The sequence below is a fragment of the Aurantimonas marianensis genome (assembly GCF_024195285.1).
In the GTDB taxonomy this organism is placed as follows: domain Bacteria; phylum Pseudomonadota; class Alphaproteobacteria; order Rhizobiales; family Rhizobiaceae; genus Aurantimonas; species Aurantimonas marianensis.
On record NZ_JALHBS010000023.1, the window covers coordinates 1 to 14,696 of the forward strand.

General features: G+C 65.2%; 15 protein-coding genes and 1 pseudogene. 7 read left to right on the plus strand and 9 right to left on the minus strand.

Translation table 11 applies throughout. The features are described 5' to 3' along the window. From MJ956_RS04080 to MJ956_RS04090, 3 genes are all read left to right on the plus strand, one after another. The coding region (locus tag MJ956_RS04080; protein ID WP_253963204.1) for an ABC transporter ATP-binding protein at positions 1-1,169 on the plus strand (1,169 nt) is incomplete at its 5' end. Continuing rightward, positions 1,162-2,148 (plus strand): ABC transporter ATP-binding protein, encoded by a 987-nt coding sequence (locus MJ956_RS04085; RefSeq protein WP_253963205.1) that lies wholly within the window; start codon positions 1,162-1,164, stop codon positions 2,146-2,148. The genes MJ956_RS04080 and MJ956_RS04085, both read left to right, overlap by 8 nt. A gap of 4 nt (positions 2,149-2,152) precedes the next feature. Continuing rightward, positions 2,153-2,941: a FadR/GntR family transcriptional regulator gene (locus MJ956_RS04090; RefSeq protein WP_253963206.1), complete on the plus strand. Its 789-nt coding sequence runs from the start codon at positions 2,153-2,155 to the stop codon at positions 2,939-2,941. Positions 2,942-3,032: 91 nt separating this feature from the next. Here the strand turns inward: MJ956_RS04090 and MJ956_RS04095 are convergent, their stop codons facing one another. The 8 genes from MJ956_RS04095 to groES form a co-directional block, all read right to left on the minus strand. Beyond that, positions 3,033-3,413, minus strand: coding sequence for a DoxX family protein (locus tag MJ956_RS04095; RefSeq protein ID WP_253963207.1), 381 nt, complete (start codon positions 3,411-3,413; stop codon positions 3,033-3,035). A 178-nt stretch (positions 3,414-3,591) separates the two neighbouring features. Then, positions 3,592-4,980, minus strand: coding sequence for a class II fumarate hydratase (gene fumC / locus MJ956_RS04100; RefSeq protein ID WP_253963208.1), 1,389 nt, complete (start codon positions 4,978-4,980; stop codon positions 3,592-3,594). Between the two features lie 180 nt (positions 4,981-5,160). Next, the gene (locus MJ956_RS04105) at positions 5,161-5,856 is read right to left on the minus strand and encodes an Isoquinoline 1-oxidoreductase subunit (protein ID WP_423724796.1); all 696 of its coding nucleotides are present in this window, start codon (positions 5,854-5,856) and stop codon (positions 5,161-5,163) included. A gap of 17 nt (positions 5,857-5,873) precedes the next feature. Then, on the minus strand, positions 5,874-8,033 hold the full coding sequence (locus tag MJ956_RS04110; RefSeq protein WP_253963209.1) for a xanthine dehydrogenase family protein molybdopterin-binding subunit: 2,160 nt from the start codon (positions 8,031-8,033) through the stop codon (positions 5,874-5,876). Between the two features lie 3 nt (positions 8,034-8,036). Further along, positions 8,037-8,495, minus strand: coding sequence for a (2Fe-2S)-binding protein (locus MJ956_RS04115; RefSeq protein WP_253963210.1), 459 nt, complete (start codon positions 8,493-8,495; stop codon positions 8,037-8,039). 278 nt (positions 8,496-8,773) lie between these two features. Beyond that, positions 8,774-8,956 (minus strand): CsbD family protein, encoded by a 183-nt coding sequence (locus tag MJ956_RS04120; protein WP_253963211.1) that lies wholly within the window; start codon positions 8,954-8,956, stop codon positions 8,774-8,776. A gap of 200 nt (positions 8,957-9,156) precedes the next feature. Further along, positions 9,157-10,809, minus strand: a complete 1,653-nt coding sequence (groL, locus tag MJ956_RS04125; protein ID WP_253963212.1) for a chaperonin GroEL — start codon at positions 10,807-10,809, stop codon at positions 9,157-9,159. 84 nt (positions 10,810-10,893) lie between these two features. Continuing rightward, entirely contained in the window at positions 10,894-11,190 is a 297-nt protein-coding gene (gene groES / locus MJ956_RS04130) for a co-chaperone GroES (RefSeq protein WP_253963213.1), read from the minus strand. 285 nt (positions 11,191-11,475) lie between these two features. On the opposite strand from groES, the gene MJ956_RS04135 reads away from it, so the two are divergent. The 4 genes and pseudogenes from MJ956_RS04135 to MJ956_RS04150 form a co-directional block, all read left to right on the plus strand. Next, positions 11,476-12,339: a TIGR01459 family HAD-type hydrolase gene (locus MJ956_RS04135; protein ID WP_253963214.1), complete on the plus strand. Its 864-nt coding sequence runs from the start codon at positions 11,476-11,478 to the stop codon at positions 12,337-12,339. Next, complete coding sequence (locus MJ956_RS04140) at positions 12,336-13,319, plus strand: bifunctional riboflavin kinase/FAD synthetase (RefSeq protein WP_253963215.1); 984 nt, start codon at positions 12,336-12,338, stop codon at positions 13,317-13,319. Before MJ956_RS04135 ends, MJ956_RS04140 begins: the two co-directional genes overlap by 4 nt. Positions 13,320-13,370: 51 nt before the next feature. After that, entirely contained in the window at positions 13,371-13,769 is a 399-nt protein-coding gene (locus tag MJ956_RS04145; protein WP_479768634.1) for a type II toxin-antitoxin system RelE/ParE family toxin, read from the plus strand. A gap of 32 nt (positions 13,770-13,801) precedes the next feature. After that, a pseudogene (locus MJ956_RS04150) lies at positions 13,802-14,020 on the plus strand (helix-turn-helix domain-containing protein); the annotation flags it as partial. A gap of 134 nt (positions 14,021-14,154) precedes the next feature. On the opposite strand, the gene MJ956_RS04155 reads toward MJ956_RS04150, so the two are convergent. Further along, entirely contained in the window at positions 14,155-14,508 is a 354-nt protein-coding gene (locus tag MJ956_RS04155) for a hypothetical protein (RefSeq protein ID WP_253963216.1), read from the minus strand. Between the last annotated feature and the right edge of the window lie 188 nt (positions 14,509-14,696).

Genomic DNA, 14,696 nt, shown 5'->3' on the forward strand with positions numbered 1-14,696 from the left:
CCTCGCCCCATGTCTCGGTCATCCCGGGCCTGATGATCTTCGCGCTGGTGATGAGCATCAATCTGTTCGGCGACGGCATCCGCGACGTCCTCGATCCGCGTCTGCGATCCGGCGCCCTGACCCGTCCGGTCGCCCGTACCGCTATCATGCGCGATGGGCCCGCCGAAGCGCCCGTTCCAACAGCGGGCGCGGTGCTCGACATTCAGGATTTGCGCACCGAATTCCATGTCGGCGGGTCAGTCTACAAGGCAGTCGGCGGCATCGACCTGTCCTTGAAGAAAGGCGAATGCCTCGGCCTTGTCGGCGAATCCGGTTCGGGCAAATCCGTCACCGCCATGTCGGTCATGGGGCTCGTCCCGACGCCGCCGGGCCGGATCGCCGGCGCGGCGGCCTTTCTCGGCGCGGAAGACCTTTTCACCGTCAGCGACGAGCGGATACGCCAGTTGCGCGGCGCCGCCGTCGCCTATGTCTTCCAGGACCCGCTGTCGACGCTACATCCGCTGTTCACCGTCGGCGATCAGTTGATCGAGGCGATCCGGGCGCACCAGATCATGACCGGCTCGCAAGCGAAAAAGCGGGCGATCGACCTCCTCGATCTGGTCCGCATTCCGAGCCCGGCCGAGCGGCTGAACGTGTTCCCGCATGAACTCTCCGGCGGCATGCGCCAGCGCGTCTGCATCGCCATGGCGCTCGCCAACGACGCCAAAGTGCTAATCGCCGACGAGCCGACCACCGCGCTGGACGTGACCGTGCAGTCGCAGATCCTGGCACTGATGAACCGGCTGCGCCGCGAGCGCGACACGGCGATCCTGTTCATCACGCATGATTTCGGCGTCGTGTCGGCGATCTGCGACCGGGTCGCGGTGATGTATGCTGGCCGGATCGTGGAGACCGGCCCGACCGAGGCCATCCTGTCGGCGCCGGCTCATCCCTATACGGCGAAGCTCATTCAGTGCGTGCCGGTGCTCGGCGAACCGGAGCGCCGGCTCGACGCGATCGCGGGCCGCCCGCCGCTGGTCGACGCCCTGCCGGACGGCTGTGCCTTCGCGGCGCGCTGCCCACGGGCGCGGGCGGACTGCCGAAGCGGCGACATTGCAATGAACGGCGCGGGCGACGGGCGGGCGGTGCGCTGCCTGCATCCGTTGGCAGCAGGGGAAGCCGATGTCTGACCGGACTCTCCTTGCGATCGAGGACGTCGCCAAGATCTTCGGCGGCGGGCAAACCCTGTTCGGCACCCAAAAGCCGGCGGTTCACGCGGTGCAGAGCCTGTCGCTCGACGTGAAGAAGGGCGAGACGCTCGGGATCGTCGGGGAATCGGGCTGTGGCAAGTCGACCCTGGCGCGGCTGATGATCGGGCTCGATCTGCCGACCGCCGGGCGGATCACGCTGGACGGCCGCGACCGCGTCGCGGAGGCGAAACGCGACCGCCGGGCACTGGCGCGCAAGGTCCAGTATGTGTTCCAGGACCCAGTCGCCTCGCTCAACCCCCGCAAGACCATCCGGACGATTCTCGAGGCGCCGCTGAAACATCTCGCCGGACTGAAGGGCGACGCGCGCGCGGCCCGATTGGAAGAGCTGATGGCCGCCGTCAATCTCGCGCCGGAATTCCTCGAGCGCTATCCGCACGAGTTTTCCGGTGGCCAGGCGCAGCGCATCGGTATCGCCCGGGCGCTTGCCGCGGGACCGGAATTGATCGTTCTCGACGAGCCGGTCTCGGCGCTCGACGTCTCGATCCAGGCGCAGGTGCTCAACCTCCTCGACGATCTGAAGGACCGCTTCGGCCTCACCTATGTGTTCATCAGCCATGATCTGTCGGTGGTCGAGAGCGTCAGCGACCGCGTCGCGGTGATGTATTTCGGCCGCATCGCCGAGATCGGCCCGGCGCGGAGCGTCTTCGCGGCGCCCCGGCACCCCTACACCGATCTGTTGATGCGCTCCGCACCGGCGCCCGGACGCCACGACCTGATTCCGGAAGACGCCAACACCGAACTGCCCGATCCCTACAATCCGCCGCCGGGCTGCGCGTTTCACGCGCGCTGTCCCAACGCGACGGATGTCTGCACCTCCCGGCATCCGCCCCTCGACCCGATTCCCGGCGCCGGCGCGGACCATCTCGTGGCCTGTTACCATCCCAATGATCCGACCTGATCCCATGCCGGAAAAGCTCCCCCTCGGCCTGGCCTCGCGCGCGCCGGACAGCGGTTCGAGGCGCCGCAAACGACCGGATATCATCGCCGACCAGCTTCGCGAGCTGATCGTCGCGAACGGCCTGCGGCCGGGCGATCCGATCGCGCCGGAGTGGTTCCACTCCCAAGACCTGAGAGCCTCGCGCGGGACGCTACGCGAGGCGTTGAAAATCCTTGAATTCCAGGGGCTGATCACCAGCAAGACCGGCCCCGGCGGCGGGATTTTCGTCTCCTCGGTCAGCCCTGACCAGGCCATTCGCCTGTTGGACAATCTGTTTCTGTTCGAACAGCCCTCGATCGCGAATATCTACGCGCTGCGCAAATGGGTCGAGCCGGAACTCGCCGCGAGCGTCGCCGGCAAATTGTCGCCGGACGGCTTCGCGGCCCTGCAGTCCACCATACGGCTCTATGAGGACGAGCCGACGACCGCGGAGGAGGAATACGCCCAGCGCCTGGCGGAGCTCGATTTCCACGAAGAGCTGACGCGCCATTGCGACAACCCGCTGCTGGCCTTCATCGGCCGGTTCCTGTTGAGCCTGTTGCGCGAGATGACGGTCTGCCGGGCGATCTATCAGGAACCCAATCCCGGCCTGCGCGAGACCGGCCTGCATTACCAGGTGCGCCTGTTGCGGGCGCTCAAGGCGGGCGATCCGGAACTGTGCCGCATGATCATGCGCGGCCATATGATCGAAGCGGAAAAATACATGCTCGAGCGTGCGGCGGTACGCGTGCGTCCGCGCAAGCGCGGGGCATGATGCGACCGTCCTGGCCGTAAGCCGGCGCGCGGCCGCGAAAAAAAAAGCGGCCCGAAGGCCGCTTTTGGGAGCATACGATCGTGAGGGCGGCTCAGGCGTAGCGGCTTTCGCGCTTGGCCTTGTCGACGGCCATGGCGCCGGCGCCGGCACCGGCGAGCACCAGGAACCCGCCGGCGAGCGCGATGTTCTTCATCAGGACGTTCGGCTCGGCGAGATGGGCGATGAGCCCGGTCGCGACGCAGAACGCCGCCAGCGCGATCGCGACGATGCGGGTCTGGAACCCGGCGAGGATCGCCAGGCCGCCGAACAGTTCGAACGCACCGGTCAGATAGGCCATGACCAGCGGCGCGGGAAAGCCGAGGCTGCCGAGATAGCCGGCGAAACCCGCCACCCCGGTGAGCTTGCCGAAACCGGCGACGATGAAGATGATCGACAGGAGAACCCGGCCGACGAGGATAAGATTGGCATTCATGCCGAAAGGCTCCGTATGCGGGAGAGGAACGCGAGGGCGCCTCTCTCCCTGTTGCGATGCCCGAAGGTAACGCGAATTCGGAAGCAATACAGCCAGTCTGCAGCCGACGAAACGTCAACCAAAAGTGATACAATCAAAAACCAGGGGTGACGATCGGGCCGACCGCTTCGCTTCCGCCTCAGCCGGGGCGGATCATCGCCGCGGGATCGACGATCCGGTCGTAATCGACCTCCGAGACGAGGCCGCTGGCCACCGCTTCCTGACGCAAGGTGGTGCCGTTCTGATGGGCCGTCTTGGCGATCTTCGCCGCATTGTCGTAGCCGATCGTCGGCGCCAGCGCCGTCACCAGCATCAGCGATTGCTCCATCAGGCTCCTGATCCGGTCCTCATTGGCCTCGATGCCGTCGACGCAATGTTCGGCGAAGCTCTCCATCGAATCGGCCAGGAGCCGGATCGAGGAGAGAACCGCATTGGCGATGACCGGCTTGAAGACGTTGAGCTCGAAATGTCCCTGGCTGGCGGCGACTGTCACGGTCGTCTCGTGGCCGAAGATCTCGGTCGCGACCATGGTGATCGCCTCAGCCTGGGTCGGATTGACCTTGCCGGGCATGATCGACGAGCCGGGCTCGTTGGCTGGCAAATTGAGTTCGCCCAAGCCCGAACGTGGTCCCGAGCCGAGGAAGCGGATGTCGTTGGCGATCTTCATCAGATCGGCCGCCAGCGAATTGAGCGCGCCGTGGAAGAAGGTCAGCGCGCCGTGCGAAGCCAGCGCCTCGAACTTGTTCGTCGCCGTGCGGAACGGCTCGCCGGTGAGCGTGGCGATCTCGGCGGCGATCGCCGTGTCGAAGCCCTCCGGCGCGTTGAGGCCGGTGCCGACCGCCGTGCCGCCCTGCGCCAACGCGTAGACGCCGTCGAGGGCATCGCCGATCCGCTTCTTCGACAGTTCGAGCGCGGCGGCGTAGCCGGAGAACTCCTGGCCAAGCGTCACCGGTGTCGCGTCCTGGGTATGGGTGCGGCCGATCTTGATGATCGACGCATATTCCTTGGCCTTGGCGTCGAGCGAGACGTAGAGCCGGTCAAGCGCGGGGATAAGTCGCTCTGTCGTCTCGATGACCGCGGCGACATGCATCGCCGTCGGAAACACGTCGTTCGAGGACTGGCTCATATTGACGTGATCGTTGGGATGGACCGGCTTTTTCGAGCCCATCGTGCCGCCGAGCATCTCGATCGCCCGGTTCGAGATCACCTCGTTGACGTTCATGTTGGTCTGGGTGCCCGAGCCGGTCTGCCAGACGACGAGCGGGAAGTGGTCGTCGAGCCGGCCGGCGATGATCTCGTCGGCGGCGCTCTCGATCGCGTCGGATATCTCGCCGTCGAGCCGGCCCATCGAGGTATTGACCCGCGCCGCGGCCTTCTTGACCAGAGCCAGCGCGATGATGAGCGGCATCGGCTGGCGGTCGCCGCCGATCCTGAAATTGTTGCGTGAGCGTTCGGTCTGCGCGCCCCAATAACGGTCGTCCGCGATCTCGATCGCGCCGATGGAATCGGTTTCGGTCCGGGTGCTCATCTGATGCCCTCGCTGCTCTGCCATGTCGCTGCGGCCTGCTTAACTGGCGCACGCGTGGATCGGAAGGGGCCGGGGTCGCGTAAAATCGGTTTAGATCGAGCCAGGACTCGACGGCAGCGGCGCCCGAACGAAAACGGGCGGATCGCACGACCCGCCCGCCGGATGTCGCTGCAGATCGCCTTACGCGGCCGGGCAGTGGGCTCCGGTCGCGACCCAGGCCTCGTAGAGCTGGCCGAACTGTTCCTGCGTGCCCGGCACCGGCTCGCGGCCTTCGCCCGGATTCCAGCCCCAGCCGACGAGGTCGTCCTTCGCCATGTGCTCGACCAGCTCGGCAAGGGTCTTGCCGCCGTTGCGGTTCTCGTCCTTGATCTGTTCGCAGATCTCGCCGAGCGTTTTGCCTTCCCAGGCCATTTCGATCGGCGCGAGATGCCAGTTCGGATTGCCCGGGATCGACTGGATGTCCTCCGTCTGGGCGACGATTTCGACGTTCTCGGCGCCGTGGCAGGTATTGCACATCATGCCGGGCGCACCGAAATTGGCGGCGCCGCGCACCACCGGCGGTTCGTGCAGCGCCATCTCGTCACCCTGAAGCGGCGAGTCGCCGCGCGGATGGCAGTTCACGCAGCGCGGATCCTGAAGTACCTTGCCGGTTTCCTCGAAGATCGCAATCGAGCGCTCCGTCTCGTCGGCGATGGGATCGAAGTCGGCGACCGACTTCAGCGACCCCGCGCCGGCATCGGCAAGGGCAGCCGAAGAGGCGGCGCGCGCCGTCTGAGACACGTTTTCCTGCGCCGGGCTCGGCCCCGCCCCGAGGATGAAGCTCGCGGCCAGAGCCAGACCGGCCAAACGACGTTTAAGAATTGTTGTCGATGTCACTTCGAATATCCCGTTGTTCACGACGTCTGCGCCTTGACAATCGGCAATTGCCGCACCGGCTGACCGGTCAGGCGGCGCCAGGCATTGGCGACGGCCGGTCCGATCGGCGGTGTGCCGGGTTCGCCGACGCCGGTCGGCGCCTCGCTGGATTCGATGATCGCCACCTCGACCTCGGGCATTTCGTTGATCCGCAGCGAGCGGTAGTCGTGGAAATTCGACTGCACGATCGCGCCGCCCTCGCCGAGGGTGATCTCGTCGAACAGCACGGCGCCGAGGCCGTAGCCGATGCCGCCTTCCATCTGTGCCCGGATGATGTTGGGGTTGACCGCGACACCGCAATCGACCGCGCACCAGACCTTGTGGACACGCGGTTCCCCATTGTTTCCGATCGAGACTTCGGCGATCTCGGCGACATAGGTGTTGAAGCTCTTGTGGACGGCGACGCCGCGCTGCCGGCCTTCCGTCACCGCCGAGCCCCAGTCGGCCAGTTCCGCCACTTTCCGCAAGGCGCCTGCGTGGCGGGGATAGTCAGCAAGCAGCGCGAGGCGGCCTTCCACCGGGTCCTTGCCGGCCTTTTCCAGCAACTCGTCAATAAACGTCTCGACGGCGAAGCCGGTATGGGAGTGGCCGACCGAGCGCCACCACAGCACCGTCACCGGCGATTGCGGCTGATGCGAGAACACCCGCAGATTGGGAATGGCGTAGGGCAGATCCGCCGCGCCCTCGACCGAGGTCTCGTCCAGTTCGGTCTTTTGCATGACCGATTGTCCGGCGATCTGCTGGTCCCAGCCGACGATGTTGCCGTCGGCGTCCATCGCGCCCTTGAGCTTGTGGACGAAGATCGGGCGGTAGAAGCCGCCGCGAATGTCGTCCTCGCGGGTCCAGATATGCTTGATCGGCCGGGTCATGCCGGAGGCTTTGAAGGCCTCGGCCGCTTCGCGCATGTAGGGCGAGCCGAACTGCGCCCGGCGGCCGAAGCTGCCGCCGGCAAGCTGGGTGTTGACCCGCACCTTGGCCGGGTCGACGCCGCACACCTCGGCGATGGCCGCCTTGTCCTGGCCGGGAAATTGCGAGCCGTTGTAGCAATCGATCGAGCCATCCTCGGCCTGGATCAGCACCGCGTCGAGCGGCTCCATCGGCGCGTGGGCGAGATAGGGAAACACGATCTCGCGCTCCAGCACCGTGGTGCCGTCGGCATTCATCGCGCCTCCGACATCGCCGGTATTGGTGGCCTCCAGTCCAGTCTCCGAGAAAAGCGCGCGATAGGCGTCGTAAATCTCCTCACTGGAGCGGGTCTCCGCCTTGGACAGATCCCATTCGACGCTCAATGCCTCGCGCCCTTTCAGCGCGGCGAAGGTGTTCTCGGCGAAGACCGCGACGCCCCCTGTGATCTGTTTTACGTCGACGACGCCGGGAACCTTGCGGGCGTCCGTGTCGTCGAAGCTCTTCACCGTGGCGCCGAAATGCGCCGGTCGCGCGACCATGGCGATCAGCATGTCGTCGGCGAGAACGTCGAGGGTGAACACCGCCTGACCGTTGGTCTTCTCCGGCGTGTCGAGTTTCGGCCGGTCGGTGCCGATCAGCACAAAATCCTTCGGATCCTTGAGTTTCGGCTCGGCCGGCGCCTCCATGGTGGCGGCTTTCTCGGCAAGCTCGCCGAAGCCCGACTCCTTGCCCGACGCCGCGTGCCGGATGCGGCCTTTTGCGACGGTGATCTCTTCAGCCGAAACACCCCACTCCTCGGCCGCCGCGGCGACCAGCATCGCCCGCGCGGTGGCGCCGGCCTTGCGCATCTGCTCGTAGGAATTGGCGATCGCGGTCGAGCCGCCGGTTCCCTGAATGCCGAAGGCGAGATTGGCATAGAGTTCGTCATCGGCCGGGGCGGCGGCGACGCGCATCTGGCTCCAATCGGCGTCGAGTTCCTCGGCCACCAGCGTCGTCAGCCCGGTATAAGGACCCTGACCGAACTCGATGTGTTTCGACAGCACCGTCACCAGGCCGTCCGGCGCGATGCGCACGAATGCATTGAGATCTTGAACCGGCCCCGTCGCGCCGGCCGGCGCGCCTTGCAGCAGGGAAGCGGCGGCTCTGCCGCGCATGGCGAGACTCACGCCGATCACCAGGCCGGCGCCGGCGAGGAAGCCGCGCCGTGTCGTTTGAATGGTCTGGATATTCATGGCTCAGCCCTCCAGCTTCGCGGCGGCGTCATGGATCGCCTGGCGAATGCGGACATAGGTGGCGCAACGGCAAATGTTGCCGGCCATCGCGTTGTCGATGTCCTCGTCGCTCGGCTTGGGATTGAACTGCAGCAGCGAGACCGCCGACATGATCTGGCCGGACTGGCAATAGCCGCACTGGGGCACGTCGATCGCCGTCCAGGCGGCCTGCACCGCCTCGGCTTCACGGCCGCCGGCTCCTTCGATGGTCGTGACGCTCGAGCCGTCGACGGTCGAGATCGGGGTGACGCAGGAGCGGCGGGTCATGCCGTCGAGATGGACGGTGCAGGCACCGCACTGGGCGATGCCGCAGCCATATTTGGTGCCCGTGAGTTTTTCGGCGTCACGGATCACCCAGAGCAGGGGTGTGTCGGGATCGCCGTCGAATGTCTTCTCTTCACCGTTGAGCGTGAAATTGATCAAGGAACGCCTCCTTCGGGTCGGCGAATGCCAAACGCACGCGATCTGCGCGCGACAGGAACGAACTGGGATAGGAGGGAATTAGTCGCAGCCCGGCGACTGGCGAGGTCGAAAAGGCAGATCCAGTTTGAACGCTGCGTTCACACTGTCGCCCTCACCTTGAAGCGGGGCTTGCGGGGCCTGCGACGAATGCGCGCGGCTCGTGAAATACCTGGCGCCATACGTGTAAAGGGCCGCTCCCGACCGGGAGCGGCCCTATCAAGCCTCACGATCAGCAACTGCTAGCTGGTCTGGTCACGCACCGCATCCTTGACCTTGCCGTAATTCTTCTGGGTCTTGCCCTCGGCCTGATCGACCTTGCCGTCGGCCTCCATGCGCTCGTTGCCGACGGCTTTGCCCGCTGCTTCCTTGAGCTTGCCGCCGGCTTCCTTGGCGCCGCCCTCGATCTCGTTCTTGTCAACCATGATTCCATTCCTTTCGGAAAAATAGTCCGGCGAACTGCCGGGCTTCGGAAAACAAACGCGTTTTTCGAGGTCGCGTTCCCGTGGTCGAGCGGGAATTCGTTGGCCGGGCGCGTAAAAAAGGAAGGGGCCCGGCGATGCCGAGCCCCTTCCAGATCGTTACGGTGCGCGATGATGGCCTTCCGCGAAGCCTGACGGCTTTTTTAGAAGTCCATGCCGCCCATGCCGCCCATGCCGCCGGGCATACCACCGCCCATGCCGCCGCCGGCCGACTCCTTCTTCGGAGCCTCCGAGATCATCGCCTCGGTGGTGACCAGCAGGCCGGCGACCGAAGCCGCGTCCTGGAGAGCCGAGCGCACGACCTTGACCGGATCGACGATGCCCATCTGGATCATGTCGCCATACTCGCCCGACTGGGCGTTGTAGCCGAAGGTCACCGACGAGTTGTCGAGGATCTTGCCGACGATGATCGAGCCCTCGGCACCGGCATTGGTGACGATCTGGCGAAGCGGAGCCTGGAGCGCGCGGCGCACGATGGTGATGCCGGCTTCCTGATCCTGGTTCTCGCCCTTGATCGTCAGAGCGTTGGAGGCGCGCAGCAAAGCGACGCCGCCACCGGCGACGATGCCCTCTTCGACGGCCGCGCGGGTCGCGTTGAGCGCGTCGTCGACACGGTCCTTCTTTTCCTTGACCTCGACCTCGGTCGCACCGCCGACGCGGATGACCGCGACGCCGCCGGCCAGCTTGGCGAGACGCTCCTGCAGCTTCTCCTTGTCGTAGTCCGAGGTGGTCTCCTCGATCTGGCCCTTGATCTGGCCGACACGGGCCTGGATCTGCTCCTTCTCACCCGCACCATCGACGATGGTGGTATTTTCCTTGGTGATCGAGACCTTTTTGGCGCGGCCGAGCATGTCGAGCGTGACATTCTCGAGCTTGATGCCGAGGTCCTCGGAGATGACCTGGCCGCCGGTGAGGACAGCGATGTCCTCGAGCATCGCCTTGCGGCGATCACCGAAGCCCGGCGCCTTGACGGCGGCGATCTTCAGGCCGCCACGCAGCTTGTTGACGACGAGCGTGGCCAGAGCCTCGCCCTCGACGTCCTCGGCGATGATGATCAGCGGCTTGGAGGACTGTACGACGGACTCAAGGACCGGCAGCAGAGCCTGGAGGTTGGAGAGCTTCTTCTCGTGCAGGAGGATGTAGGCGTCCTCGAGCTCGGCGACCATCTTCTCCGGGTTGGTCACGAAGTATGGCGACAGATAGCCGCGGTCGAACTGCATGCCCTCGACGACTTCGAGCTCGGTCTCGGCGGTCTTGGCTTCCTCGACCGTGATGACGCCCTCGTTGCCGACCTTCTGCATGGCGGCGGCGATCATCTCGCCGATTTCCTTCTCGCCATTGGCCGAGATGGTGCCGACCTGAGCGACCTCGTCCGAGGTCTCGATCTTGCGGGCCGACGACTGCAGGGCTTCGACGACCTTGAGAACGGCCATGTCGATGCCGCGCTTGACGTCCATCGGGTTCATGCCGGCGGCAACCGACTTGCCACCCTCGCGAACGATCGCCTGGGCGAGAACCGTCGCGGTGGTGGTGCCGTCACCGGCCTTGTCATTGGTCTTCGAGGCCACTTCGCGCACCATCTGGGCGCCCATGTTCTCGAACTTGTCCTCGAGCTCGATCTCCTTGGCGACGGTGACGCCGTCCTTGGTGATGCGCGGTGCGCCGAAGGACTTGTCGATGACGACGTTGCGGCCCTTCGGGCCGAGGGTCACCTTCACCGCGTCGGCGAGGATGTCGACGCCGCGCAGCATGCGTTCACGTGCGTCGCGGCCGAATTTTACTTCTTTAGCTGCCATGGTCTTAATTCTCCCGGGCGCGCCATCGAAGGCCGCGCCGTTTGAAGTTTCGTGGAAATTCGTCTCGTGAGCGGATGGCCGGCCTTAGGCGACGACGCCCATGATGTCGGATTCCTTCATGATCAGAAGGTCTTCGCCGTTGAGCTTGACCTCGGTGCCCGACCATTTGCCGAACAGCACGCGGTCGCCGGCCTTGACGTCGAGCGCGATGACCTTGCCGCTCTCGTCGCGAGCGCCGGAGCCGACGGCGATGATCTCGCCTTCCTGAGGCTTTTCCTTCGCCGTGTCCGGAATGATGATCCCGCCAGCGGTCTTGGCTTCGGATTCCACCCGGCGTACGACGACGCGATCGTGCAGGGGACGGAAATTCACAGCTGCCATGTTCGTTGAACCCTTCGTTGAACGAATGCGGCCGGACCCAGAACGGGACCCGGCTCGAAGAATTTGGCACTCACCATTGGAGAGTGCTAACGACGAGGCAGATAGGGTGGCGCGCGGCGCGATGTCAAGATGTCGAGCAGAGCGGCCGACAGGATTTTTTACGGGTTGGCGAAGCCGGGTGGGGCTCTCTCCCTCGGACGGCCGGCCGGGCCAAGCACCGCCTTGACCCGTCGGCGGCCCCCCTCTATCGCCTCGGGCGATCAGTTGAAAGACAGCGGGCCGTCGATGGACATCACCACTTCCGGTAATTCCGGCATCAGCCGCAAGATAAAGGCTCTGGCCGAGATTTCCACCGGCTACGACGCGCTGTTCTGCGACGTGTGGGGTGTCGTCCACAATGGCGAGCGCAAGCACCCGGCGGCCGAAGCCGCCTTGACGGCGGCGCGCGGGGCGGGCGCCAGGGTGGTTCTCTTGACCAACTCGCCCCGTCCTTCGGCCAGCGTCATCGATCAACTCGACGCGCTGGAGTTTTCGCGCGACGCCTATGACGCGGTCGTCACTTCCGGCGACGCCACCCGCGCACTGATCGGGGCGGCCGGCGGGCCGGTCTTCCATCTGGGTCCGGCACGGGACATCGAACTGTTCGAGGGGCTCGGCGTCGAGCGGGTCGACGAGACGGATGCGGCGGTGGTCGTGGCGACCGGTCTCTACGACGACGAGGCGGAGACGCCCGCCGACTATGCCGGTCTTCTGGCCCGTCTCAAGGACCGCGACCTGCCGATGATCTGCGCCAATCCCGACATCGTCGTGCATCGTGGCGAGCGCCTGATTTATTGTGCCGGCGCGCTGGCGCGCGATTATGCCGCCCTCGGGGCGACTGTGCATCTCGCGGGCAAGCCGCATCGGCCGATCTACGACGTGGCGACCCGGGGGGGCGGCATCTCCGATCGCGCGCGCATACTCGCCATCGGCGACGGCCTGATGACCGACATCAAGGGCGCCAACGATTTCGGCATCGACGCGTTGCTGATCACCGACGGGGTTCATGGCGACGAGTTCGGCGGACCCGATCCTGACGCCAAGACGGTCGCGCGGGTGTTGAGCGGACGCGGTCTCCACGCCCGCACTTTCATGGCGACGCTGACATGACGAAAGGCGCCGCGCTGCGGCTTGGCGGCATCGCGGAGGTCCCGGCGAGGCTGGCCGGCTGCATCGTTGCGATCGGCAATTTCGACGGCGTTCATCGCGGCCACCAGGCGGTGCTCGGCGTTGCGCGCGAATTGGCCGAGGCCGAAGGTCGGCCGCTCGTCTGCCTCACCTTCGAGCCACATCCGCGCACGGTGTTTCGTCCAGAGCAACCGGTGGCGCGGCTGACGCCGGCCCCGATGAAGGCGCGGCTGCTCGGGGCGCTCGGCTTCGACGCCGTGGTCGAGCAGCCTTTCGACCGCGTCTTCGCCGGATTGGAGCCGGACGCCTTCGTCGAGACCGTCCTCGTCGATTGCCTGAAGGCGCATCACGTCGTCGCCGGCTTCGACTTTCATTATGGGGCCAAGCGCGGCGGCACTCCGCAGACGCTCGCCGAGTCGGGTCCGCGCCACGGCTTCGGTGTGACGCTGGTGCCGGCTTTCGCCGACGAGGGCGGAGAGACGGTGTCGTCGAGCCGTATCCGCGCGCTGCTCGAAGCCGGCGACGTCGCGGAGGCGGCGGGCCTGTTCGGCTATCGCTGGACGATTCGTGGCGACATTATCCATGGCCAGAAGCTCGGCCGTAGCCTTGGTTATCCGACCGCCAATCTGGTGCTTGCGCCCGACGAGATGCTGAAACACGGCATCTATGCCGTGCGCCTGCGCCGTGCCGACGGAATGCTCCATGACGGCGTCGCCAGCTTCGGCCGCCGCCCGACCTTCGACAATGGCGCGACGCTGTTCGAGACGTTCCTGTTCGACTTTTCCGGCGATCTCTATGGCGAGACTGTCGACGTCTCGATCTTTGCTTTTTTGCGCGGCGAGGCGCGTTTCGAGAGCGCCGGGGCGCTTGTCGCCCAGATGGATCGCGATGCCGAGGAGGCGAAGGCGGCGCTCGCCGGCGTGGCGCCGCTCTCGGCGCTGGACCGGGCGATTTCCTTCTGAGGATGGCGCCCACGCCGAGAGGTTGGGCGGCCGGTCAGATTATATATGTGCTTGAAAGCATATGGCTTCGAGTGCATAATCTGCGGCATGGTTTGGGCCGTCAGCTTTCACGGCGAATTTGCGGACGAGTTTGGTGAATTCGCAGATGACGTGAAAATCGAACTCGCCGCGATGGTCGGCCTGCTGGAGGAATTTGGCCCTAGCCTCAGCCGTCCCCATGCCGACACGCTGAACGGATCGAAGCACGCCAATATGAAGGAGCTGCGTTTCAAGGCGGATAATGGTGTGTGGCGGGTCGCCTATGCATTCGACCCTGAAAGAAAAGCTATTCTGCTCGTCGGCGGCGACAAGTCCGGATCGAACGAAAAGCGCTTTTACAAGAAGCTCCTGACGATAGCTGACAAGCGGTTTGATCAGCATCTCGATGGATTGAAAGGAGGTTCGCCATGACGGTTTCGGCAAAGCATGTCTTTGCAAGACACATGACGGCCGAGCAAAGGAAGCAGGCAAAGGCCCGCTCGAAAAACCTGATCGCCGAATACAAGACGCTTCAGGAGCTGCGCAAAGCACGCGAAATGACCCAGGTCCGCCTTGCGGAGGTCTTGGGCGTCACCCAGGATAATGTCTCGCGCCTGGAAAAGCGTTCGGACGTGCTTCTGTCGACACTGCGCAGCTATATCGAAGCGATGGGCGGCGAACTGGATCTGGTCGTCACCTTTCCCGACCATCCCCCCGTTCATCTGAATACGTTGAGCGGTCATGATGAGCGCTCGACCTCGCGAGGACGGTCGCTTGAGATGAACAGCGCATTGCAATGTGCGCGTCTGCGATCGATCTACCCGCGAAGAGGCCGCGTTGGTCTCGGCGCCGGCGCCGCGGCCATGATCGGCGAGCGAGCGGCCGGCGGAGCGAACCACTCGGCCAGGCGGCCGCGCCCGCCGCGCTTCGGCCCCTCGTCATCGTCGGGAAAGCGCCCGCTGAGCATGATCACCATGCCGATCTGAACGCTCGAAAAGGTCAGGCCGAGGAAATAGACGACCAGCCCGATCGCCAGCGGGCCGGAATCCGATCGGGCGATCACCGTCCCGAAACCGCCGATATCGGCAAGCGCCAGCACGGCGACGAAGAATGCGGCGGCCGAAAAGCCGATCAGCGCGTTGCGGGCGAGAAAGCGAAAGAGATTGGGCATTGCGACCCCCTGTCTATCTGACCGGTAGATAGTGCTCGCGGAGCGCGACGTCCAAATTATGTCCTTCGACCCAGCTGCCGGCGCGATTCTTCGCGCTTGCGCATGTCGATCGTGCGCGCCTTTCCTTCGCTCGCCGGACTTGCTAAAGGCTCGGGCCATGCTCAGTCCGCGCGCGCATTTCGTCATAC

What these genes read in the sequence shown, in the direction of transcription:
- MJ956_RS04085 (WP_253963205.1), top strand. Translation starts at nt 1,162, where the DNA reads ATGTCTGACCGGACTCTCCTTGCGATCGAGGACGTCGCCAAGATCTTC.
- MJ956_RS04090 (WP_253963206.1), top strand. Translation starts at nt 2,153, where the DNA reads ATGCCGGAAAAGCTCCCCCTCGGCCTGGCCTCGCGCGCGCCGGACAGC.
- MJ956_RS04095 (WP_253963207.1), bottom strand. Translation starts at nt 3,413, where the DNA reads ATGAATGCCAATCTTATCCTCGTCGGCCGGGTTCTCCTGTCGATCATC.
- fumC (WP_253963208.1), bottom strand. Translation starts at nt 4,980, where the DNA reads ATGAGCACCCGGACCGAAACCGATTCCATCGGCGCGATCGAGATCGCG.
- MJ956_RS04110 (WP_253963209.1), bottom strand. Translation starts at nt 8,033, where the DNA reads ATGAATATCCAGACCATTCAAACGACACGGCGCGGCTTCCTCGCCGGC.
- MJ956_RS04120 (WP_253963211.1), bottom strand. Translation starts at nt 8,956, where the DNA reads ATGGTTGACAAGAACGAGATCGAGGGCGGCGCCAAGGAAGCCGGCGGC.
- groL (WP_253963212.1), bottom strand. Translation starts at nt 10,809, where the DNA reads ATGGCAGCTAAAGAAGTAAAATTCGGCCGCGACGCACGTGAACGCATG.
- groES (WP_253963213.1), bottom strand. Translation starts at nt 11,190, where the DNA reads ATGGCAGCTGTGAATTTCCGTCCCCTGCACGATCGCGTCGTCGTACGC.
- MJ956_RS04135 (WP_253963214.1), top strand. Translation starts at nt 11,476, where the DNA reads ATGGACATCACCACTTCCGGTAATTCCGGCATCAGCCGCAAGATAAAG.
- MJ956_RS04140 (WP_253963215.1), top strand. Translation starts at nt 12,336, where the DNA reads ATGACGAAAGGCGCCGCGCTGCGGCTTGGCGGCATCGCGGAGGTCCCG.
- MJ956_RS04155 (WP_253963216.1), bottom strand. Translation starts at nt 14,508, where the DNA reads ATGCCCAATCTCTTTCGCTTTCTCGCCCGCAACGCGCTGATCGGCTTT.